This is a genomic window from Spirosoma sp. 209 (genome assembly GCF_002006735.1).
GTDB classification, from domain to species: Bacteria; Bacteroidota; Bacteroidia; order Cytophagales; family Spirosomataceae; genus Spirosoma; species Spirosoma sordidisoli.
This window is the reverse complement of record NZ_MVEC01000006.1, coordinates 1-20,013: the sequence shown is the minus strand read 5'-3', so window position 1 is coordinate 20,013 and position 20,013 is coordinate 1. Positions and strand designations below refer to the sequence as shown.

The 20,013-nt window shown below is 57.1% G+C and carries 16 protein-coding genes; 6 read left to right on the top strand and 10 right to left on the bottom strand.

The annotated features are described in order from the left end of the window. Positions 1-58: 58 nt before the first annotated feature. The 4 genes from B1C80_RS11190 to B1C80_RS11175 form a co-directional block, all read right to left on the bottom strand. Positions 59-1,660: a RagB/SusD family nutrient uptake outer membrane protein gene (locus B1C80_RS11190; RefSeq protein ID WP_077921186.1), complete on the bottom strand. Its 1,602-nt coding sequence runs from the start codon at positions 1,658-1,660 to the stop codon at positions 59-61. A gap of 48 nt (positions 1,661-1,708) precedes the next feature. After that, positions 1,709-4,738: a TonB-dependent receptor gene (locus B1C80_RS11185; RefSeq protein ID WP_077921185.1), complete on the bottom strand. Its 3,030-nt coding sequence runs from the start codon at positions 4,736-4,738 to the stop codon at positions 1,709-1,711. 259 nt (positions 4,739-4,997) lie between these two features. Continuing rightward, the gene (locus B1C80_RS11180; protein WP_077921727.1) at positions 4,998-6,956 is read right to left on the bottom strand and encodes a helix-turn-helix domain-containing protein; all 1,959 of its coding nucleotides are present in this window, start codon (positions 6,954-6,956) and stop codon (positions 4,998-5,000) included. Between the two features lie 69 nt (positions 6,957-7,025). Continuing rightward, positions 7,026-9,872 (bottom strand): alpha-amylase family glycosyl hydrolase, encoded by a 2,847-nt coding sequence (locus B1C80_RS11175; protein ID WP_077921184.1) that lies wholly within the window; start codon positions 9,870-9,872, stop codon positions 7,026-7,028. Positions 9,873-10,031: 159 nt separating this feature from the next. Here B1C80_RS11175 and B1C80_RS11170 point away from each other — a divergent pair, with 159 nt between their 5' ends. Continuing rightward, entirely contained in the window at positions 10,032-11,378 is a 1,347-nt protein-coding gene (locus tag B1C80_RS11170; protein ID WP_077921183.1) for a hypothetical protein, read from the top strand. Between the two features lie 3 nt (positions 11,379-11,381). Here the strand turns inward: B1C80_RS11170 and B1C80_RS11165 are convergent, their stop codons facing one another. Beyond that, complete coding sequence (locus B1C80_RS11165) at positions 11,382-11,954, bottom strand: nucleoside triphosphate pyrophosphatase (RefSeq protein WP_077921182.1); 573 nt, start codon at positions 11,952-11,954, stop codon at positions 11,382-11,384. A gap of 65 nt (positions 11,955-12,019) precedes the next feature. On the opposite strand from B1C80_RS11165, the gene B1C80_RS11160 reads away from it, so the two are divergent. From B1C80_RS11160 to B1C80_RS11145, 4 genes are all read left to right on the top strand, one after another. Next, entirely contained in the window at positions 12,020-12,553 is a 534-nt protein-coding gene (locus B1C80_RS11160) for a GNAT family N-acetyltransferase (protein WP_077921181.1), read from the top strand. 241 nt (positions 12,554-12,794) lie between these two features. Further along, entirely contained in the window at positions 12,795-14,603 is a 1,809-nt protein-coding gene (locus tag B1C80_RS11155) for a hypothetical protein (protein ID WP_236648770.1), read from the top strand. 57 nt (positions 14,604-14,660) lie between these two features. Beyond that, positions 14,661-15,116, top strand: a complete 456-nt coding sequence (locus B1C80_RS11150; protein WP_077921180.1) for a MarR family winged helix-turn-helix transcriptional regulator — start codon at positions 14,661-14,663, stop codon at positions 15,114-15,116. Positions 15,117-15,168: 52 nt separating this feature from the next. After that, on the top strand, positions 15,169-15,780 hold the full coding sequence (locus tag B1C80_RS11145) for a YceI family protein (protein WP_077921179.1): 612 nt from the start codon (positions 15,169-15,171) through the stop codon (positions 15,778-15,780). A gap of 128 nt (positions 15,781-15,908) precedes the next feature. Here B1C80_RS11145 and B1C80_RS11140 read toward each other — a convergent pair whose 3' ends face one another. The 5 genes from B1C80_RS11140 to B1C80_RS11120 form a co-directional block, all read right to left on the bottom strand. Further along, on the bottom strand, positions 15,909-16,259 hold the full coding sequence (locus tag B1C80_RS11140) for a LytTR family DNA-binding domain-containing protein (protein WP_077921178.1): 351 nt from the start codon (positions 16,257-16,259) through the stop codon (positions 15,909-15,911). 68 nt (positions 16,260-16,327) lie between these two features. Then, on the bottom strand, positions 16,328-16,585 hold the full coding sequence (locus B1C80_RS11135; RefSeq protein WP_139361641.1) for a hypothetical protein: 258 nt from the start codon (positions 16,583-16,585) through the stop codon (positions 16,328-16,330). Beyond that, the gene (locus tag B1C80_RS11130; protein WP_236648722.1) at positions 16,567-18,189 is read right to left on the bottom strand and encodes a capsule assembly Wzi family protein; all 1,623 of its coding nucleotides are present in this window, start codon (positions 18,187-18,189) and stop codon (positions 16,567-16,569) included. Before B1C80_RS11130 ends, B1C80_RS11135 begins: the two co-directional genes overlap by 19 nt. Before the next feature lie 283 nt (positions 18,190-18,472). Continuing rightward, on the bottom strand, positions 18,473-18,820 hold the full coding sequence (locus tag B1C80_RS11125) for a hypothetical protein (RefSeq protein ID WP_139361640.1): 348 nt from the start codon (positions 18,818-18,820) through the stop codon (positions 18,473-18,475). Positions 18,821-19,146: 326 nt separating this feature from the next. Continuing rightward, positions 19,147-19,353, bottom strand: coding sequence for a hypothetical protein (locus B1C80_RS11120; protein ID WP_129603674.1), 207 nt, complete (start codon positions 19,351-19,353; stop codon positions 19,147-19,149). Positions 19,354-19,653: 300 nt separating this feature from the next. Here B1C80_RS11120 and B1C80_RS11115 point away from each other — a divergent pair, with 300 nt between their 5' ends. After that, the gene (locus B1C80_RS11115) at positions 19,654-19,890 is read left to right on the top strand and encodes a hypothetical protein (RefSeq protein WP_077921173.1); all 237 of its coding nucleotides are present in this window, start codon (positions 19,654-19,656) and stop codon (positions 19,888-19,890) included. Positions 19,891-20,013 lie beyond the last annotated feature (123 nt).

Below are 20,013 nucleotides of genomic sequence, written 5' to 3'. Positions count from 1 at the left end.
TCTGGTCATCGATTCGGGTTTTTGTGTGTATAGACCGAATCGATGACCAGAAACTGGTTTAGTAGCCTGTATTCTGTTTCAGATTTGGATTGGCAATAAGGTCGGCCGCGGGCAGCGGGAAAACAGTACGGAACGACTCGACGGCCCGTCCGGCTTTTACGCCCCCTTTGAATGGCCAGAGGTACGTAGCTTCGGTGAAGCGGCCGTAGCGGATGAGGTCGGTTCGGCGGTGGCCTTCCCAATACAGTTCACGGGCGCGCTCCGACAGAATGAAGTCGAGGGTCAGGGCCGTGGCTGTGATGTTGCCCGTCGTGCCCTTGTAGGCCCGCTGACGAAGCAGGTTCACGTAGGTCAGCGCCGTAGCTGCGTCGCCCCCCGTACCGCCCCGCAGTACCGCTTCGGCGTACATCAGATAGACATCGGCCAGCCGGAAGAGCGGGAAGTCCGTATCGGGGAAGTTCCCTTCAACGTCAGAGCCGGGCTGGCCAGCCGAGGTTACGTTCTTGAATTTGGTAATGGCATAGCCGTCTTCAAACTTGTTCAGCACCTCGTTGATTTCCAGATTCTGGCCATCGGTGAAGAACAGTGCCCGCGTGTCGGTCCGGCCCGAGGGGTCGGCAAACGAGTCAACCAGTCCTTTGGTAGTACGCAGACCGGCCCAGCCGCTGTTAATCCCGAAGCTGGTCGGACTCATCTTGCCGCCCACAGCCGCGTGAACTAGGAATGTCATGCCTCCGTAGGTTTTGGTCCGGGTACCGTCGAAGGTGACGGGCAGGATAATCTCGCGCGAGCTGCCATTATCGGCCAGGAAGAGCTTGCTGTAGTCGGCGTCGAGGGCGTAGGCGTTCGATTGGATCACCTTGTTGGCATACGTCACGGCGTCGGTATAGCGGGCGGTGCCGGTGTAGACCTGCGCGTTCAGGTACAGTTTGGCCAGCAGGGTCCAGGCCGCTGCCCGGTCGGCCCGGCCGTATTCCGCAGCGCGGGGCGCGGCCATCTCTTCTTCGATGGCTTTCAGCTCGGTTTCAACGTAGGTGAACAGCTCGGCCCGGCTGATCTGGCGCGGCTGGAACGACCCCACCGCATCGGTTTCGGTCACGAAGGGTACGCTGCCGAACAGGTCGATGGCGTGCGTATAGGCCAGGGCGCGCAGAAAACGAGCTTCGGCCCGGAACGTTCTGGCGTCGGTAGCGGCCTGGCCCGTAATACCGCGTTCGGCCAGTTTGGCGTCGGTGGTTTCGCGGATGAACTCATTGGTAGCGGTGACCATGTAGAAAATCCGGTTGTACATGGCCGTGATGAACTCATTGCTCGACGACCAGTTCATGTTGTGGTAGTCGGGGAGCGACCCGTCGTTCCAGCCGATAACGGCTTCGTCGGTCGTCAGCTCCTGGGCTTTCCAGTACTGACGCAGGTAGTTGGAGAAGCCTTCGTCAATGCCGGCGATATCGGGTTTGCCCGCCGGGCCCTGCTGTCCGCTCACGGCCAGAACGGCGTAGAGTTTGGCCAGTACCTGTTTGTAGTTGGCCGGGTCTTTATACACCGACGCCGACGTGACGTCGTAGACCGGTTGCCGGTCGAGGTCCTGTAGGCAGGAGGCTGCCGTGAGCAGCAAAGCGGCCAGAACACCGGTTTTTGTGATGGATGTAAGTACGTTCATAGTTCTGTAGTACAGCCGACGGATTGACTGCAAGCCGTCGGCTGTGGATTAGAAATCGAGATTTAGACCGGCCGAGATGATGCGGGGGCGGGGGTACAGGTTGTTGTCGATACCACCCGACACTTCCGGATCGAGACCTGTGTAGTTGGTGATCACGAAGACGTTCTGCGCCGTAGCCGACAGCCGCAGGTTCATGCCTTTGCCGGGGCGGTTGCTCACCTTCCCGAAGTTGTAACCCAAGTTGAGGTTGTCCATCCGCAGGAACGAGCCGTTCTCTACGTAGTAGTCCGAGAAGTACTGATTGTTGACGAAACCGGTTTCGAGCACGTTCGGTGAGCCGTTGGCGTTGAAGCCTAGCGCGTTGGTGAAGTTGCGGTAGGCGCCGTAGTTCGAGCGGACGTTGTTGTACACGTAGTTGCCGATGTTGCCCCGCAGCACAAAACCCGCGCTGAACTTGCCGTAGGTGTACTGGCTCGTAAACCCAAGGAATATCTTCGGGTTGGCCGACTGATAGCGGTAGCGGTCGTCGATGGTGATCTTGCCGTCGCCGGTGGTTTCGCCGTTACGGCCGCGGTCTACATAAACTCCTTCCAGCGGTTTGCCCGACGCATCATACACCTGCTGATACACGAAGAACGAGTTGGTCGGGAAGCCTACGGTCTGGATCTGTACCGTGTTGCCGGTTCCGCCCGTGATGCCACCCACCAGCACCCCCGGATCATTCGGGCTTGGTACTTTGCTCAGGTTGGTGATCTTGTTCTGGTTGTAGGTGATGTTGAAGCCTACGTCGAGGTTGTGGCGCTCGTTCCGAACGGGGTTGGTGTTGATCGTGAATTCTACCCCCTTGTTTTCCAGATTACCCACGTTGGTCAGGATCTGGTTGGTCAGGTTCGATCCGGCCGGTACGGGAATGGTAGCCAGCAGGTCTTTAGTTTTCTTCTGATACACGTCAATGCTACCCGAGATCCGGCCGTCGAAGAAGGCGTAGTCGATGGCTGCGTTGAGCGCCTGGGTTTCTTCCCACTTCAGGTTGGCGTCATACCCTTCGGCCCGCAGCGTCCGGTAAAACGAATTGCCGAACTGATACTGAGCCGTCAGGTCGCTGAGGGTATAGCGCGGCAGGTACGGGTAGTCGCTCAGGCCCGAAGGCAGATCTTGCTGACCCGTAACCCCGTAACCGATGCGCAGTTTCAGGGCCGACAGGGCTTTGGCACCCTGCAGGAACGACTCTTCTTTGATGTTCCAGGCAAAACCCGCCGATGGGAACCAGCCCCAGCGCGTTTCGGGGCTGAACCGCGAGGTTGCATCCCGGCGTAGGGTGGCCGTCAGCGTATAGCGATCCTTGAAGGTATAGTTGGCCCGTCCGAAAAAGGCCAGCAGCGTATACTGGGTCTCGAACGGAACGCCGGCGGGCGTAAACTCCGTACCGTTGGCCGTCAGCTCCGGAAAGCTCGGGCTCTTCCGGATGAAATCCTGGTACGAGTACCCGGCCGTGACATCGACCCGGCTCGACACGCTGCGCAGGTCTTTGACGTAGTTCAGGTAAAACTCCAGGGTTTTGTTATCGCGGGTCTGCGCCGACTGGCTGCTCTGACCACCGCGGTTAAACTGCAGGGCTGCATCGGCCGGTACGAAAATCGTTCCCGTCGACGAGGAGAGGTCGTAGCCCAGGTTCAGGTTGGCGCGCAGCTCGGGCAGGAAGTGGAATTTATAGTCGAACTGAACGTTACCGATGCTCCGTTTTACCGTGGTCAGGTCCTGTTTCTGCATCAGCAGGCCCAGCGGGTTACGCGTGGCCTGGGTGTTGGGGCGGCCCGTAGCCGGGTCGAGCCACTCGAAGAAACCGCCGTAGGTGTCCTGACCGCTATAAACGGGCTGCGTGGGGTCGAACGCCACGGCCGCACCAATGGCGCCCTGATCGGCAAATACGTTGTTGATGATCGACCCTTTCAGGTTGACGTCTACGCGCAGGTGGTTGTTGAAGAAGCGGGGCGAGAGACCCAGCGATCCCGAAAAACGCTCGAAATTGGAGGTTTTCAGAATCCCGTTCTGGTTCAGGTAGCCAAACGAAGCCCGGAACGGCATGTTCTTCACCGAGCCGGTAACCGATGCGTTATAGTCGCCACTGAGGGCGGTCTGGTAGATCTGATCCTGCCAGTTGGTATTGGCGGTGCCGAGCAGGGCCTGCTGAGCCGCATTACCGGTCTGCCCGATGACATCGCGGAACTGGTCGGCCGACAGCACCGGCACCTGCTTGACCAGCTGCGATACGGAGCCGAGCGCGCTCACGCTCACCCGAAGCTGATCGCCCTGCCGTCCTTTTTTGGTCGTAATCAGAATAACCCCGTTGGCTGCGCGGGCGCCGTAGATAGCCGCTGCCGATGCATCTTTCAGAACCGTAAAGGTTTCGATATCCTGCGGGTTGATCAGGCTCAGGGCGTTCGATGCTCCACTGATGTTGGTGTTATCGACCGGTACGCCGTCAATAACTACGAGCGGGTCGTTGCTTGCGTTCAGCGACGAACCGCCCCGGATGCGGATGGTACTCCCCCCGCCCGGCTGACCGCTGGGGGGCGTAATGCTGACCCCGGCCAGTTTACCTGCCACGAGTTGTTCAGGGTTGACAATGTTCCCTTTCTGAAATTCTTCGGCCGAGATAGAGGTAATGGCGCCGGTCAGGTCTTTCCGGCGCTGGGTACCGTACCCCACCACGACGACTTCCTGCAACGATTTGGAATCGTCGGCCAGGACCACGTCGACGGCGGTGCGGTTACCGACCAGCACCTCCTGCGGGGTTTTTCCGATAAAGCTAAAGATCAGCGCCGACCCTGCCGGTACGTTGGTCAGTTGATAGGAGCCATCGGCATTGGTCTGCGTACCCCGGTTGGTACCTTTTACCTGTACCGTAACCCCGGGGAGCGGGACGCCGTCGGCCTCCTTAACGACCCCCGTCAGGGTTACCCCCTGCGCGAGTACTGATGCGTGAATGCCGACGGATAACAGCGCGATGACGACCAGCCGCCAGAGCGAAGCCGATCGAGCATCCCGTCGAAACCTTTGTGAAAAGAGTTTCATCATTGGGTTGATTTACAATGGTTTAATACACTTGATTTATTGACCGAAGCAGCTGTTTCAGTCAACTTTATCTGACAAAAGTACCATTGCCTCTCCCCGCTGTCGTTCCACTTTCGGAATGTGTTAAGAAACTTTAAAATTATTTATAATAAACTGTAAACCAGTAGATTATATATGAAAAAAAGAACGTGCCATTTTACAAAAATGGCACGTTGATAGAACAGTCAGCCGATAAAATTGGGCAATATCGATCTGATCCGTATTACAAAGGCTGCTCTTCGCTGGCCATCTGGAAATAGTCCTTCGGCGTTTGATGGGTTAGCTTTTTGAACGCCCGGTTGAAAGCCGATTTGGAGTTGAACCCTACGTCGAACGCCAGGCTGAGCAGGGTGTGCTGACGGCTGCGGGGGTCGTCCATGCGTTGCTTGAACTCCTCTACCCGGTACTGATTGACATAGTCGAAGAAGTTCTTGCCGAAGCCTTCATTGATGACTTTCGACAGCACATGCGGGGGGATTTTCAGGCCGCTGGCCAGCTCATGGATGGTCAGGTTCGGGTTCGTGTAAGGTTTGTGGTCGCGCATGTAGGCTTCCAGGCTGTCGCGATATTTCGGGAGGTCGAACGCCAGCGTGGGCTTGTGGGTGCCGGGCCGCTGGTCTGCATCGACGGCGGCTACCGGTATCGGCAGGCTATCCTGCTCGAAGGCTGGCTCGGGAGCGGGCTCGTTCAGGGGGTGTACCACATCCTCGAAAAAGCTGACGGGGGGCGCGTCGGCCAGCCGGGGTTGGGGCATCTTGAAGATCTCCGGCTGGTGAACGGCCACGTAGCCCAGAAAATAGATGATGGTCGAGAAGGCCAGCCAGATGGTGTCTACGCTCCCTTCGGCCAGCACCAGCACATCGAACGGCATCAGCCGGCTGACCAGTACCAACCCGTACAGGAAGGTCCAGAGCGTCAGGCAAACGGCCTGGATGATAAGTACCGTGTTGAGGTATTCGAGGTTCTGCTCGTACGATACGCTGGTCTGGTAATGGGTTTTGTAGGCCCGGATGGTTCGGCGGCAGCTCAGCCAGTAAACCGCGTTGAAAACCAGCGCGAGAAAACCCGTAACCAGAAACAGCCCCCGCAGCACCGGGTCCTGGTTGACAATCCGGAGCTGGAACGTTTTACTCTCCATCAGGAAGTAGGGCAGGTACGCCAGAAACTGAATGGCCACCGGAATAAAGTGATAGGCCCAGCGCCGGTTGGGTAACCCCGCATAGAACAGGAGCCGACGGATGTAGAAATAGAACAGCGGAGCGTACAGAAACCAGATAAAGTCCGGCACCAGCAGGAGTTTGGTATAGGCCTGCGCCACATCGCGGTAGCCACTGATAACCTTCAGCAGAATGAACAGCGATGAACTGCCGATCAGGACCACCAGCCAGCGGTTGGCAACGCGGTTGTAGTTCTGAATACTCGGAATGGCAATGAGCAGCAGCAGCCCCTGAAAGCACGAAAACAGCATCAGCAGGTCGTATACCGAGTAAAACTGGAAGGTACTGGTGAGGTCTTCCCAGCTCTGAATCGTAACCTCGATGTCCTGGTTGCCGGTTTCGGTGCGGGTTACTGTCCGGTTTGGGCGTGATTTACCCGATTCGCGGCCTTCTACGGCATCCCAGCTACCCCGGGTAAACTTGTACTCGAGCAGGGGCGCGTCGCTATAGACCGTGACGCGGAAGGTACCGTCGGCCTGCCGCTGGAGTTTGTAGCGCGCATCATGCGGATTCCAGCGGTTAAACGAGCCGGTAATGTAGAGCGTGGCGTCTTCCGGGGTGTTGGCCGGTACCTCCGTCACCACAAAGCGGTACATGGGTTTCTGTTCCCAGCCTTCGATACGTACCCGGACAAAAGCCGGGCCCGCCTGCGTTCGTTCAAAAACCCGGTTGGCCACGGCCCGGCCGTCGCTGTCGCCCTCGGTCAGCGACCAGTTGCCCTGGGTAAACTTGTACTCGAACCGGCGCAGCGTATCGGGTAAGGTGATGGCGTAGGTACCGTTGTTCTGCCGACGGAGCGCAAATCGGGGGTCGCCGGGGTTCCAGTTGTTGAACTCGCCGGCAATAAACAGGCCCGATGCCGTTGGCGACAGCGCCGGGTACTCCGACACCTCTACCCGAACCTGAGCCGACGCCGTAAGAGCCAGCATCCAGAAGAACGCCAGAAAAAGACCAAATCGGGTCATGTAATAGACTGTTATACCGTCCTGCCCGGGCCACCCGATGACGGGCATATCCCGGGACAGGACGATCTTTTACCGTTTCAATACCGTAACGGTTCGTTGCCGGTCGCCCTGCTGTACACGGAGCAGGTAAGAGCCGGTGGGGAGGGTGTGCAGATCCAGCGGCTGCCGAAGCTGGCTGGCAGACTTCTGGCTTCGCACGGTCTGGATTGACCGGCCACCCGCATTGAGGAGGTTAAATTCTACCAAACCTCTGTACGAACTCGTCACGTCAATAACCATCTGGTTATCGACCGGGTTCGGCGAGACCGTAATCTGTCCCGATGCGTCGGGTTCGCTGGCCGTTACGGGACTGGGAACCAGCGCGAACGGGACGAGCCCGGCCGGCGGGGTAGGCAGGCGGCTGGTCGTGTACAGATGAAACGCGCCGGGTTCCAGCGTAACGGATTGCTCCGCGTCGGTAATCGTTACCGGTTGGCCGGTAAAGTAGTGGTACCAGGTGCCTGCCGAAGGGAAACCGGCGTTGACCGTCTGCGCGCGCGCATCGAAATTGCCGAGCAGAAAAACCGTTCCCGACGAGCTGCGCAGGGTCAGCCGTTTAACCGGGTTGGCAAAATCGGTGGAGAAATCGGTGCTGGCAAAGGCCGGCACGGTGGTTTTGAGTTTGATCAGCTCGGCGTAGACATTGTACAGTTTCCGCCGGTCGGCTTCCTGGTAATAGTTCCACCGAACGGGTTTGGGATCGGTGCGGCACCCGTCGCTGATGGAGCCGTTGGGACAGGTGTTGATGGAGGCATCGTAGCCCAGCTCGCCAAACTGCCACAGCATTTTCGGGCCGGGTACGGTTAGCAGGAAGGCTGCCGCCAGCTTGGCGCGGTCGAGGGCGGTGGGCAGGTTTTTGATGGAGTAGCTGCCCTGGGTCTGGCCGTTCTGGCGCAGGTCGTACACGAGTCGTTCTTCGTCGTGGCTTTCGGCATAGCCAATCAGGTTCGGCGACCGGAAGTTGCGCTGCTGGTACGATATCCCCGACAGGTTGCCCTGCCCCGAGCGGGCCGCACTCCGGTAGTCGCCGTTGTGGTTGCCCCAGAAGAGCATGCCATAATCGGCCAGTTCGCGCTCTTCGGTGTTTTCGGCAAAGTGTTCGAGAATGACGTAGGCCGTTGGGTCAACAGCGCGAATCTGATCATAGATCCGTTTCCAGATGGCCACCCGGCTGGCATCATACGCCCCCCAGGCACCGACGTTGTCGCCCGTGTTTTTCTGCGTGAATCCTTTGGAGAGGTCGAACCGGAAGCCATCGAACCGGTAGTCCTGCAGCCAGTACCGGCACACCCGGTCTACGAACGCTTTGGTATCGGCGCTTTCGTGGTTGAAGTCGAAGAAAACGCTGAAGGGGTGGGTGGCCTGCTGGTTGAAAAAAGGGCTGTCGGCCGAGGGGCGGTTGCCATCCCAGTACATTTTTACGTACGGAAACTCGTAGTCGGCCTGGTTCAGCACCATATCCAGTACCACCGCAATGCCCTGTTTATGGGCTTCGTCGATGAGCCGCTTCAGGTCATTTTTGGTGCCGTACGCTTTGTCGGGGGCGAAGTAATAAATGGGGTTATAGCCCCAGGAGTTGTTGCCCGAGAACTCCATGACCGGCATCAGTTCAATGGTGTTGATCCCCAGCCGCTTCAGGTAAGGCAGGCTGTCCTGTACGGCTTTGAAGGTCTGACTGGCCGAAAAGTCCCGCACGAGCAGTTCGTAAACAACCAGGGTGTTGACGGCGGGCCGCTGAAAATTAGTGGTGAAGGTAAACGGAGCCTGGGCGGGCTGAAGTACCGATACCACGTTGCCCTGCGCTTTTTCGGGAAAGAGTTTCAGGTTGGGGTAGGTAGCCGGGGTGATGAACCGGTCGTTGTTCCGATCCAGCACCTTATCGGCATACGGATCGCCAACGGGGATGGTGCCGTCGACCAGGTACTGGAAGGCGGTTTCGCCGGTGGGCAGGTTCGACACCTCGAGCCAGTAGCGGTTGCCGTCGGGGGTGCGGTTCATCAGGTAAGCCGGGCTGACGGTCCAGTCGTTGAACTCGCCGAGCAGATAAACAAAGCTTTTCTTCGGCGCGTACAGCACCAGCGTCACTTTGGTTTCGCCCCGGTTGGCGGCTGTATAATTGATGCCATCCTGCAGGCCCGAGGGGAGTGCGGCAATGGTCGGCTGGGGCTTTACGGTAAAATAGAACGTATCGGCCGCCGACTCGGCCGAAGCAGCCGTGGCGGTGGCGCGCAGAATAGCCATCCGACGAACGCCGGCCTGGGTGCCGGTGTTCAGCGTGGTCCGTACTGAGTCGCCGGTAGGGAGCGCGGGCGTGGGCTGACCGTCGAGGGTCAGGGAGAAGGTAGCCTGCCGGGACGTTTTATACCGAACGAGCAGGTCCAGGTTGGCGTCGACGTAGAAGTTCTTCTGATTGGGCGAGAGCCGCGACAGGTTGAAGCTGTCATCATAAATAATGACCTGCAGGTCTTCGGTCTGCGCCTGGCCGTTGCCACTCTTGAGCAGCAGGCCCAGTTTCCGGATGGGGCGGCCGGAAGGAACACCGAAGTACGTACGCGGTACGAGTTTGATCTGCCAGCGGTCATTGCCGAGGGCGGTCATTTTGCCGGGCGCGAAGGGGGCGCTGAAGTTGGTCTGGCCCGCTGGCTGAAATTCAAAGGCATTGCCTGTTTCGGAGGTGCCTGCCCCTGACCAGAGGTAAACGTCGTCCGTTTTGCCAAGCAGGGCTTTGGCGCGGCTATCGGTGGCTAATTTCAGATCGATGGTCAGGGTAACCTCGGCGTCGGCGGTTGGAAAAGCGGGCTGGGTGGTAACTACCTGAGCCTGTGCCGTCAGGAAGAGACAAATCGAAAAAATAAACGTGTGAAGAAGTGTTCGCATGGGTTAGCTGGTAATACGTAAAGCAAACTTACGGAAATACCACGCGGCCTGATGCTACTATGCGTTCAGGAAAACTTGGTTTTATCCGAAAAAATCATCCTATTGCATAAAAAGGAAAATACCATGGGACGGACGTTTTCCGGCTACCCGACTCGACCGTTGCGTTGGCCACATGGCCTGCTGGCCGGGCTGTTGCTGCTGCTGCTCAGCCGTTGTGGGCCCGATGCCGTGGCTCCCAACCCCGGGTCCGGACCAGACGGTGAGCCCCGGCTCCTCGGGCTGGCCCTGGCTGGTATTCCGGCCGACCATATCCGCATCGATCAGAACCTGCGCCGGGTGGTGGTCACGATTCCCGCCAGTCTGAGCGCTACGGGAGTGGTGCCGATCCTGCAGCTCACGCCCAACACCACCGTCGATTACGGCAACTCGTCGCTGTTCAGCAACGACAAAAATCAGTGGCTACTCGATACGCAGACGCTCCGGATCGTGAGTGATACCAAAAAGGCAGCTACTTATCAGTTTGTGACCAGAGCCGCCGGCGATATGACCTTTGCTCCCTATACGGGCCCCCGCGAGGTGAGCATGGAAGCCGAGCCGTCGAGCCTGTGCTTTCCGATCTATAATTTTAGGGATAGTGTCGCCTGTGGTTTCCTGACGCTGACCAACGTAGCAACCGCCCGCCGACGCGAATTCTTCCTGTGTCCCGGCAGCACCTGTCAGTCGACCCGCCAGACCGATGGCGCTGTGGTGCTGTCGCTGCTGGTTGAGCATAACGTTGTCGATCCGGGCGAGTATACGGTGTCGGTGCGCAAAGAAAATGGCCGCACGGCTACGCTGCCCCAGACCCTGACGGTGCGGAAGGGGCGGGTGGTGCTGTCGGCCGAGGCCAGCCCCGTGCTGGTCGATAGCGCATCGTTTGTCCTGACAGGTTATAATCTGTACGAAGACAGTCGGCTGAGCCTGAGGCTTACCAACGCTGCGGGCGAGACCTTTCAGGCTCCGCTGGTTGTAGGTGGCTTTCGCCGTACGGCCGCTGCGTTCAGAACCCCACCCCAGCTGAAACCCGGTTATTACTACGCACAGCTTTTTCAGGACGAGCAGCCGACAGCGGCTCAGGTCCGGCTCGTTGTCATCCGCGATGCCCGAACGCTGTTTATCCAGCGGATAGCTGAGTCGGGAACGGCTGCGTCGGCCGGTCAGTTGCTGACACCCAGCGCTCCGTTTACGACACCGCTGGTTGTTCGGCGCGGCAAAACATACGCTATCCAGACCTCCGTGGCCGAGGTGGCAGCAGCCGCCAGCAGCCCGGTCAGGCCGCAGCTCCGGCTCATTTCGCTGACCAACCCGGCCGAGCAGTACACGGTGATGCCGCAGGCCGACTCATCGGTTCTGTTTCCGGTACCGGCAACCCTGCCCGCCGGTCGGTATCGGCTGGTCTATCAGCAGCTTCAGGGCGCCGGTCCGGTCGATGCCCTGCCGCTGGAGCGCGACGTCGTAGTTGAGTAGGGCCTAGATCATGAACGCTTTCAGCGCCTGATAAACGCGATGCGTTGGTAACCCCATCACCGTATAAAACGACCCATCGAGCCGCTCGATACCGACCAGGCCGATGAAGTCCTGCGCCCCGTAGGCCCCTGCTTTGTCGAACGGCTGGCAAACGTCGATGTAATAGCTGATTTCGGCATCGGTGAGGGTGGCAAACTGAACCGTCGTTTCGTCCGTAAATGAATCGAACCCGTCCGGACTCAGGATGGCCACGCCCGTTCGTACGCGGTGGGTTTGTCCGGAGAGCGCGCGTAGCATACGGCGGGCGTCGGCTTCGTTCTGGGGTTTGTTCAAAATCTGGCCGTCCAAAATAACGACCGTGTCGGCGCAGAGTACGAGCCGGTTGCCGAGGTCCGGCAGAAACTGCTCCGCTTTCTGGCGGGCCAGGTATTCGGCGACCTCGTTGGCCGGCATCGTGTCGGGAAAGACCTCATCGGTAGGGCGGGTCTCGATCGTAAAGGAAAAACCGGCATCGGTCATAAGTTGCTTTCGACGGGGCGAACCCGACGCCAGCACCAGCGGATAGCGTAGACGCATCAAGGTGTTTATGGCTATTTTTATCGACAAAATTCGTAAATCATACGCACTAAACCCTATCTGACGTGTTTATCCGTCCCGCTACAGCTGCCGATGCGGCTCTATTGGCTGACCTGTCGGCCGTTACCATGCGCGAAGCCTTCGGGCCACCCCATAATCCGGCGCCGGTCGTTGACGCCTATATTCAGTCAGCCCTGACGCCCGAAAGGCTGGCGTCCGAACTGGATGATAAGCGGTCGTCTTTTTTCATCGCAGATCAGGATGGCTCCGCGGTGGGGTTCGCCAAACTCCGCCGGCATGCCCCTCCGCGCCGGATGCCGCTGCCGTACCGGGGTCGTGGTCAGGCCATCGAAATACAGCGGATCTATTTGTTAAACAGCCAGGTGGGGCGGGGGCAGGGGCGCCTGCTGATGAACTACTGCCTGGACTGGGCCCGGCAGCAGGGTTACAAAGCGGTGTGGCTGGGCGTTTGGGAGCGCAACGAACGGGCCCTGGGCTTCTACCAGCGGATGGGATTCGAGCGGTTCGGGTTTCACTACTTCCAGTTTGGCCCCGAGCGGCAGCGGGATTACTGGCTCGTTAAGATCATTGACGCGTAAAATCGTTACTATACTGATCAATGCATCGTTAAACCAGAGCTGAGCTGTTTTATCCAAAGACTGTACGTAACCCAACATCATGAAAAACACCGTTGCAAACAGTTACCTCCGGGTCTACCGATACTGGCTGGCAGGGCTGTTTTGGTGCGGATGTATCCTGAGCGTACAGGCGCAGATCGACAGTACCCGCCAGAAATCAAAACGGGTGCTGGCGGCCGACTCGCTGGCAACGACCCGCTCCATGGTCATGGCCGACAGTATCCTGCAGCAACGGGACAGCGTTTTCTACACCCGGCTCAAAACAGGCATGTACAAGCGTCGGCTCACCCGACAGCTCTACGATGCGGTGTTCCGGGATGTGTATAACAGCCGGTCAAGAACCGGGGAGGTCAACCAGATCGAAGAAAACCCGTTCCTGCCCTTTGCGGGACGGATTATTGGCGACATTTACATTCGGCGGCTGGGCGTATTCGGGCAGTCGGTCTACGATACGCTGCGGCAGCCCGGCAACTGGCTCGAACGAACCGCCAACCGGCTGCATACCAATACCCGCGAGAACGTTATCCGCCGATCGTACCTGTTGTTTAAAGAAGGCGATGCCGTTGATCCCAACGTGCTGCGCGATAACGAACGGCTGCTGCGGACAACCGCTTCGGGTATTTTCCACGATGCCCGGATTCTGGTGTTACCCCGGGAGGGAAGCCGTCAGTTTGTGGATGTGTATGTGATCACCCAGGACGTCTGGTCGCTGCTGCCCACGGGTGGAGTAGGGGGGCTCGACAATTTCAACGTTGGTTTTGAGCAGCGTAATTTCAGGGGACTGGGGCATCAGTTTTTTGCGCAGGTAGCCTATGCCGGCCGGGACCCCCGCCAGAAACTGGAGTACCGCGGGCGCTATACGGTACCGTTCATCGGAAAAACGTTTCTGACCGCCCAGGCCGAATTTCTGTACCTGCGTGATCTGAAGCAGGCGGCCGTACGGCTGTTCAGACCCTTTCTGACGCCCGATACCAAATACGCGGGATCGATCGAACTCAACCATACGCAGATCAACAGCCGGATCGTAGACCGCAACGACAGCGTCCTGCTGGTTCCCCTGCGGTATAATTATTCCGATGTCTGGATTGGCCGGTCGTTCCGCCTGTTTTACGGTCCGCAGAACCCCGACGAGGTTGGCCGTACCCGACTGATTGTAGCCCTGCGCAATACCAACTACGAGTACGTCAACCGCCCCACCGTAACGGCCGATACCAACCAGATTTACCAGAACAGCCGAACAACCCTGTTCAGCGTGGGTGTGTCGCGCCGGAAGTACGTGCGCGACGTGCTGATCTACGGCTTCGGCCGAACGGAGGACGTACCCGTAGGGGGAACCCTGGCCGGTATAATCGGGTATGATAATGCCGAACTGGGCAAACGCCTGTATACGGGCATCAACTTCTCCCACGGGCAGTACGTCAAACGACTCGGTTACCTCTATGGGCTGGTCAACCTGGGCGGCTACGCGCGGAGCCAGGGTATTGAGCAGGGGGTGGTATCGCTGGAGTCGAATTATTTCAGTCCGTTGCTGGCCACCCGCTGGGGCAACGCCCGTCATTTTTTCAACACCCGGTTCACGACCGGTATCGGGCGGTTTCAGAACGAATACATATCGCTGAGCAGTTCGGGAAGCGGGATCAACACCGACGGAATCGGGATCAACAGCGACGCGCTGCGCGGTACCAAACGGATGCTGATCAACTACGAGAACATTCTCTTCTCACGCATCAGCGTCATTGGCTTTCGGGTGGCGTTTATCACGTTTGCCAATCTGGGTCTGGTCAGTTTCCCGGGTCGTTCGCTACTGCGGGGCCCTTTGTACCAGGGCTACGGTCTGGGGTTCCGACTGCGAAACGAGAACCTGACGTTTACTAGTTTTCAGATCCGGCTGTCGTACTATCCCAACATTCCGAACAACCGGCAGCCTTTCCGTCAGGCTTTTGAAGGGGTGCCGGCCCTCCGGTTCCGCGACTTCGACCTGTCGGCTCCTCAGCTTGTTCCTTATCGATAAAAAAACTTTTTGTATTTAATGTTGTTACATTAAATGTAATTGCACTATATTTGCATCATGTCAATTGAAACCGACATCAAACAAACGACACCGTTCAAAACACCCTATCACCGGGTGATGGTGAACCTGATCTATACCAGCAACTGGATTGCTGACAACCAGACCCGTATATTAAAACCGTTTGGTCTGACGTTGCAGCAATATAACGTGCTGCGTATCCTGCGCGGTCAGCACCCCAACCCGGTCAAGGTGAGCGACATTACGGAGCGTATGCTCGACAAAATGTCGAATGCATCGCGCCTGGTCGATAAACTGGTGTTGAAGCGGCTCGTTCTCCGGACGGAATGTCCGAGCGACCGCCGGGCTGTCGATGTGGTCATTACCGAACAGGGGCTGGCGCTGCTGAAACGGATTGATGCGCATCTGACCGAATGGGACGAGAGCCAGCGGTGTAAGCTAACCGAAGACGAAGCGGTTCTGCTGAGCGATCTCCTGGACCGAATGCGGTCCTGACACGTATTTCCTTTAATTCAAGTATACAACCAAGTTAACACAAGTAATCTCTATGAAAACTCGTCAATTTCTGACAGGCATGGTTGCCGTTGCGGTAATTGCTGCCACCTCGGCCTTTGTTGGTCCTGTTAAAAAAGCCCCTGCTACGTTTAAGGTAGATACCCAGAAAAGCGTTTTGAACTGGAATGGCAAGAAAGTAACCGGTGAGCACTCGGGTGCGGTTAAGCTGGAAAACGGTGCGTTCACCGTCGACGGCGGCAAAATCACGGGCGGTTCGTTCAATTTCGACATGAACAGCATTACCTGTACCGACCTGACCGACCCCGGCTACAACGCCAAATTTATCGGCCACATGAAGTCGGAAGATTTCTTCAACACGGCGAAATTCCCGACCTCTACCTTTAAAATCACGAAAGTGACGCCGAAGGGGGCCAACGTCTACGACATCACCGGTAACATGACCATCAAAGGCATCACGAATGCGGTAACGTTCCCGGCTACGGTTAAAATGAACGGCAACACCATCGAAGCTAACGGCAAAGCCACCCTCGATCGTACGAAATACGACATCCGTTACGGATCGAAATCGTTCTTCGAGAACATTGGCGACAAAGCCATATACGACGATTTTACGGTTGAAATGAAGCTGGTAGCCAGCAAGTAAGCAACCCTGTTTCGTAGCATACCAGTATCCCCGGCACCCACCCGTGCCGGGGATATTTGTTTCGAGCATAACCGAAACGAAGACCCGACGGGTTACTGAACCAGCCGCCTTGTTTCAATCGGCTGCCGTTAGCGCCGGAGGGTTGTCAGTTTGCCGCGTACGAGATCGGCCCGCCGACGCGACACCGATATCCAGGAGCCGTCGACCAGCTTCAGGCGTATGGTACGGGCATCATCGCCCTGGCTGATGGTGGCCACGTAACTCGGGTTAACCATCACTGACTTATGCGTACGAATGAAGGCCGGTAGCTGATCTTCGAACCATTTGAGGGTCTGGCTGATAACGAGGGGCGTCGACTTGGCCTGCTGGTAAACCCGGGTGTAGTTGCCGTACCCTTCCAGGTAGGTGATAAAGTCGATAGCAACCGGATCAGAGATACTGGGTAATTTGATGGCGTTGGGTGCTGAGGCAGATGTCATGTGAATAGCTGGTGTTGAGTGAAAAAAAGTTAACTGCTTGTAAGTCAATTAGTTGAAAAAACAATTAATTAGCGAAATTCGGACTTGAGGAGCCTGGCGTTTTTCTTATAGAAGAACAGCGCGCCCCATAGCCACAGGGCTAGCCCAACTGATAGCCAGCCGAATTGCCGCCCGTCAACCGACCGGCTATCCAGCCTGGCGAGGGTCTGGAGCCAGCTGGTGAGCAGGTCGTAATAGAGCCAGTGACTCAGTAAACTGCCCATTCCGAGCAGTAGCCAGGCGTAGATGCGGGTGCGGCTGGTAGGGGTCATGAGCGAACTTTCCATTCTTTTCGTAAGCCGAGGTAACCTCCGTACTGCATCGGATTCGCTAAAAGCTTGCCCTGATCGTAGCCAACCGACAGCAGCATGGTCGCCCCGTTCAGCCAGCGCAGGGATTTGGTAAGCGAAGCCATGGTTGAGAGCTGGTTCGTTTCGGCCGGGAAGGGTAGGTGAAGCGTGCCGTAGTTTCGGCTGAACGACGCTTTGGCGACATAGCCCCAGCGCGCGCCCAGATTCCCGGCTATACCCGTATACAGCGCCCACACGCGGTTGTTGTTGATGCCGTGAATACCCTGAATAAGCTGGTTATCGGCCGTCATCCCCTCAAATGTGGGGCGAGGTAGGGTAGGGTTGGTATCGCGGGCCTGGCTGATGAAGGCCGTACCCAGCGTCCGGCCCCGGTATGACCAGCTGTCGGGGTATTGCCCGTTGAGAAAATATTCTTCGTGTTCTCCGCCCAGATGCTGACCGAACTGCATGTAGCCCTGATTTCCTGAGTTGAATAACTCAACGATGAACTCCTGAACCGCAGCTTTCCTGCGGGTATTCAGGAGCCGCAGCCCATACAGGCCATCTTCAATGTTGCGGAAGTTGAGCAGTTTACGACCCCGCTCGTAGAAATGCTGCTGATAAACCAGTATGGACCACGTGCCGGCCTTTACGTCCAGAGCCAGCTCGGCCGCGCCCCGATGGTCGCCTACCCGGTTCTGATCGTAGGTGGTAAACTTCGACAGGTTTTTGAGGGCGTCGGTCTTCATCGGCACAACCACGTTGAGGTACGCGTCGAGGCTATTGGCAATTTGACCCCCGAACGAGGTGGCAGGATCCATCTCCAGGAAGGGGGCGTAGCCGGCCCACTGCGACTGGTGGTTGAAGGCGCCGTATAGCCGAACCCGCGATCTGTCGGTGCCCAGCCGCAGGAAGATGGCCTTCTGATGCAGGTATGAACGCTGTACGTAGCGCCCATCGCCAAACCAGCCGTGAGCAAAGAAGCCCTTTACAGCCAGCCAGTTTCGGGTAAAGCCCAAAGGGGCGTAATCAGGAAGACCGATCTGCACCCGGGGCAGGGGCAGGGCGTTACCCGACCAGATAAAAGACCCCGAAGAGAGCGGACTTTCGACCAGACCCACTATTTGCCTGCGCCGGCCGCCAAACAGTTCGAACACACCAAGTCGGGCTTTTAGGTAAGCTTCGGCCAGAATAACGCCCTGGCTCGATCCTGCCTGCCCCACTATGTCCAGTCCGTAACCCCAGTCGGTTTTGCGCGGGCTGGTTCCCTGCCGGTACGTCTGCTGCATGCCGACCCGCAGCAGGCCCGACGGAGCCGTGGCTGGAACAACGCCAAACTGATTGGTTTGTAGCCAGAAAGGGGTAACGCCGGACGATGAGGCAAAACCGCCCGCTTCGACGCTGGCCCGGGTAGACCGCTTCCCCGCCGAATCGACGGGAATTACGGGCACCCAGGTTGGTAACGTCCGGGGAAGTCGTAACGAATCGGGGCCGTGAGCCGATGCCATACCGGCAGGCATAAGTAGTCCGAAAAGGCCATATGCAATAAAGCGCGTAGTCCAGAGCCTGCGCGGGTACTGGTTATGTCGTTGAGTAATCATACTAGTGACAGTGCCAGGAAGTGCTGATACTGAAAATTTAAGTTAACGAATGGTTGAGTAAGTGTATCGTTAAGCGGCTGATGTCGTAAACTTGTAACCTGTCGTTACTTACGTTTCAAAGACGAACGAGTAGGTATATACGTTGTTTCGCGTATAGTCGAACGAAATTGTCCCTACTACTGTAGAGGTTATCGTACAGGTCAGCAGGGCGCGCAGCCGATCATCGTAATCGAGGACTGGTTACAGGAACCTGTTCTGAGGCCGGGTCATTGTCGAAGGCTGGTTATATACGCCAGACCGCATGACGGAGATAAATGCGCCGGGCGGGCGCCAGACGCTGCTGGTACGGATTATGGACAACCCGAACTAGCCGGAGGGGCAGTCGACGTACAAAGCCAAAGGACTGATCTGACGCTGACGGGGCAGGAAAAAAAGCCGGTAAGACCTCAAGGGACTTTTCGGAGGTGACCGACAGATGTGTGTCGTAGGTGTCGCCAAAGTCATCGCCCAGGTCGCCGGGATCTACTTCCAGCACCGCCATGGCATAGAACAAACCGATCAGGAGCACCCAGGCCGATGAGCGGGACAACTGGCTATAAAAGGCAAAGACATCATGAATAAACAGGCGCACAGAAGAACCCAAACGCCCATGGCCCGAAACCGGCCGCCGGATTTTTTGTGTCGATAAGCTAACCCGGAAGGCGCACTGAGTCGCGCCGGATAGCACGGTACCCCACCTGAAAAATTGCCTGGTTGAAACCGGTGAATCGGGTTTCAGCTAATTGGTAGTGTTGCGCATAGTGATGGTGACGTTGAGTGTGGCCGATCTAGTCAAGTTGCTTGATAGAAGATGGCTGCAATATGAGCAAATTCATTTACTTATCCGGTGAAAACTGACTGACTGGCCCTGAACCGGTTATCGGCAACTGACACTAAAATTTGGATCTATTATACCGATCAGGGGAATAGCTTGCTTCTAAAAAATCGAATCGACAGATACGTATACATAATCAGGGCCGAAGTTTCCAGAACCGCTTCCTGATAATTCAGTCCGTATGCGCCGGTCCGAACGTCCTGCACCCAATCCAGCAGGGCTGTACAGTAGCCACAAAAGCCCAGAAGCGCGGTGGCAATCAGCAAAAACATCCACACTGTGTGACGCATGTCTATCTGTATTGAGTGTATTTCCTCAAACCAATCCGTTTGGTAAAGTCAAACAGCCGACGGACAAAATGGTTTGGCGAGTCCATAATTATGTACACTTTTCCTCGTAGCTATGTGGGTTACCTGCACCTTGAAATTGATTGTTTTACCAGCTACGCCTGCTGTTGCTGAAACTCGAAAGTATACACTTAAGCTGCTGTTAATCAGTTAGATGACCTGATGGTAAAGCTGAGTAAAAATGGGACGAATTTCGGCTGGATTTTGTTCTTAAGTAGACAACAACTGCTAGAGAACATACCTATGGAATCGACTTACACGGCCAGCAAACCACTGCATCACGGTGCAGCTACGACCTCAGCACGGCCCGCACGCCGAAAAGCCAACGGATCGGCAACGGCAGCCCTGCTGATTCAGATGGCAACGGAAATTTTAACGGCTTCGCCCACCATGCGCCACCGGATGAATATTACCCTGACGGACCTGTCGGCGGCTGATAAAATCAGGAAGCAATTGCTCAAACCGGCAACGACACTATAGAGGTTGTTTGGGGAAGGGTTGATAAGCAGGTAAAGCCATAAAGAGACCGGACTTTGCCCCCCAGCCCCCTAAAGGGGGAGTTAACCCAGCCGTTTTTTCTCCCCCTTTAGGGGGCTGGGGGGT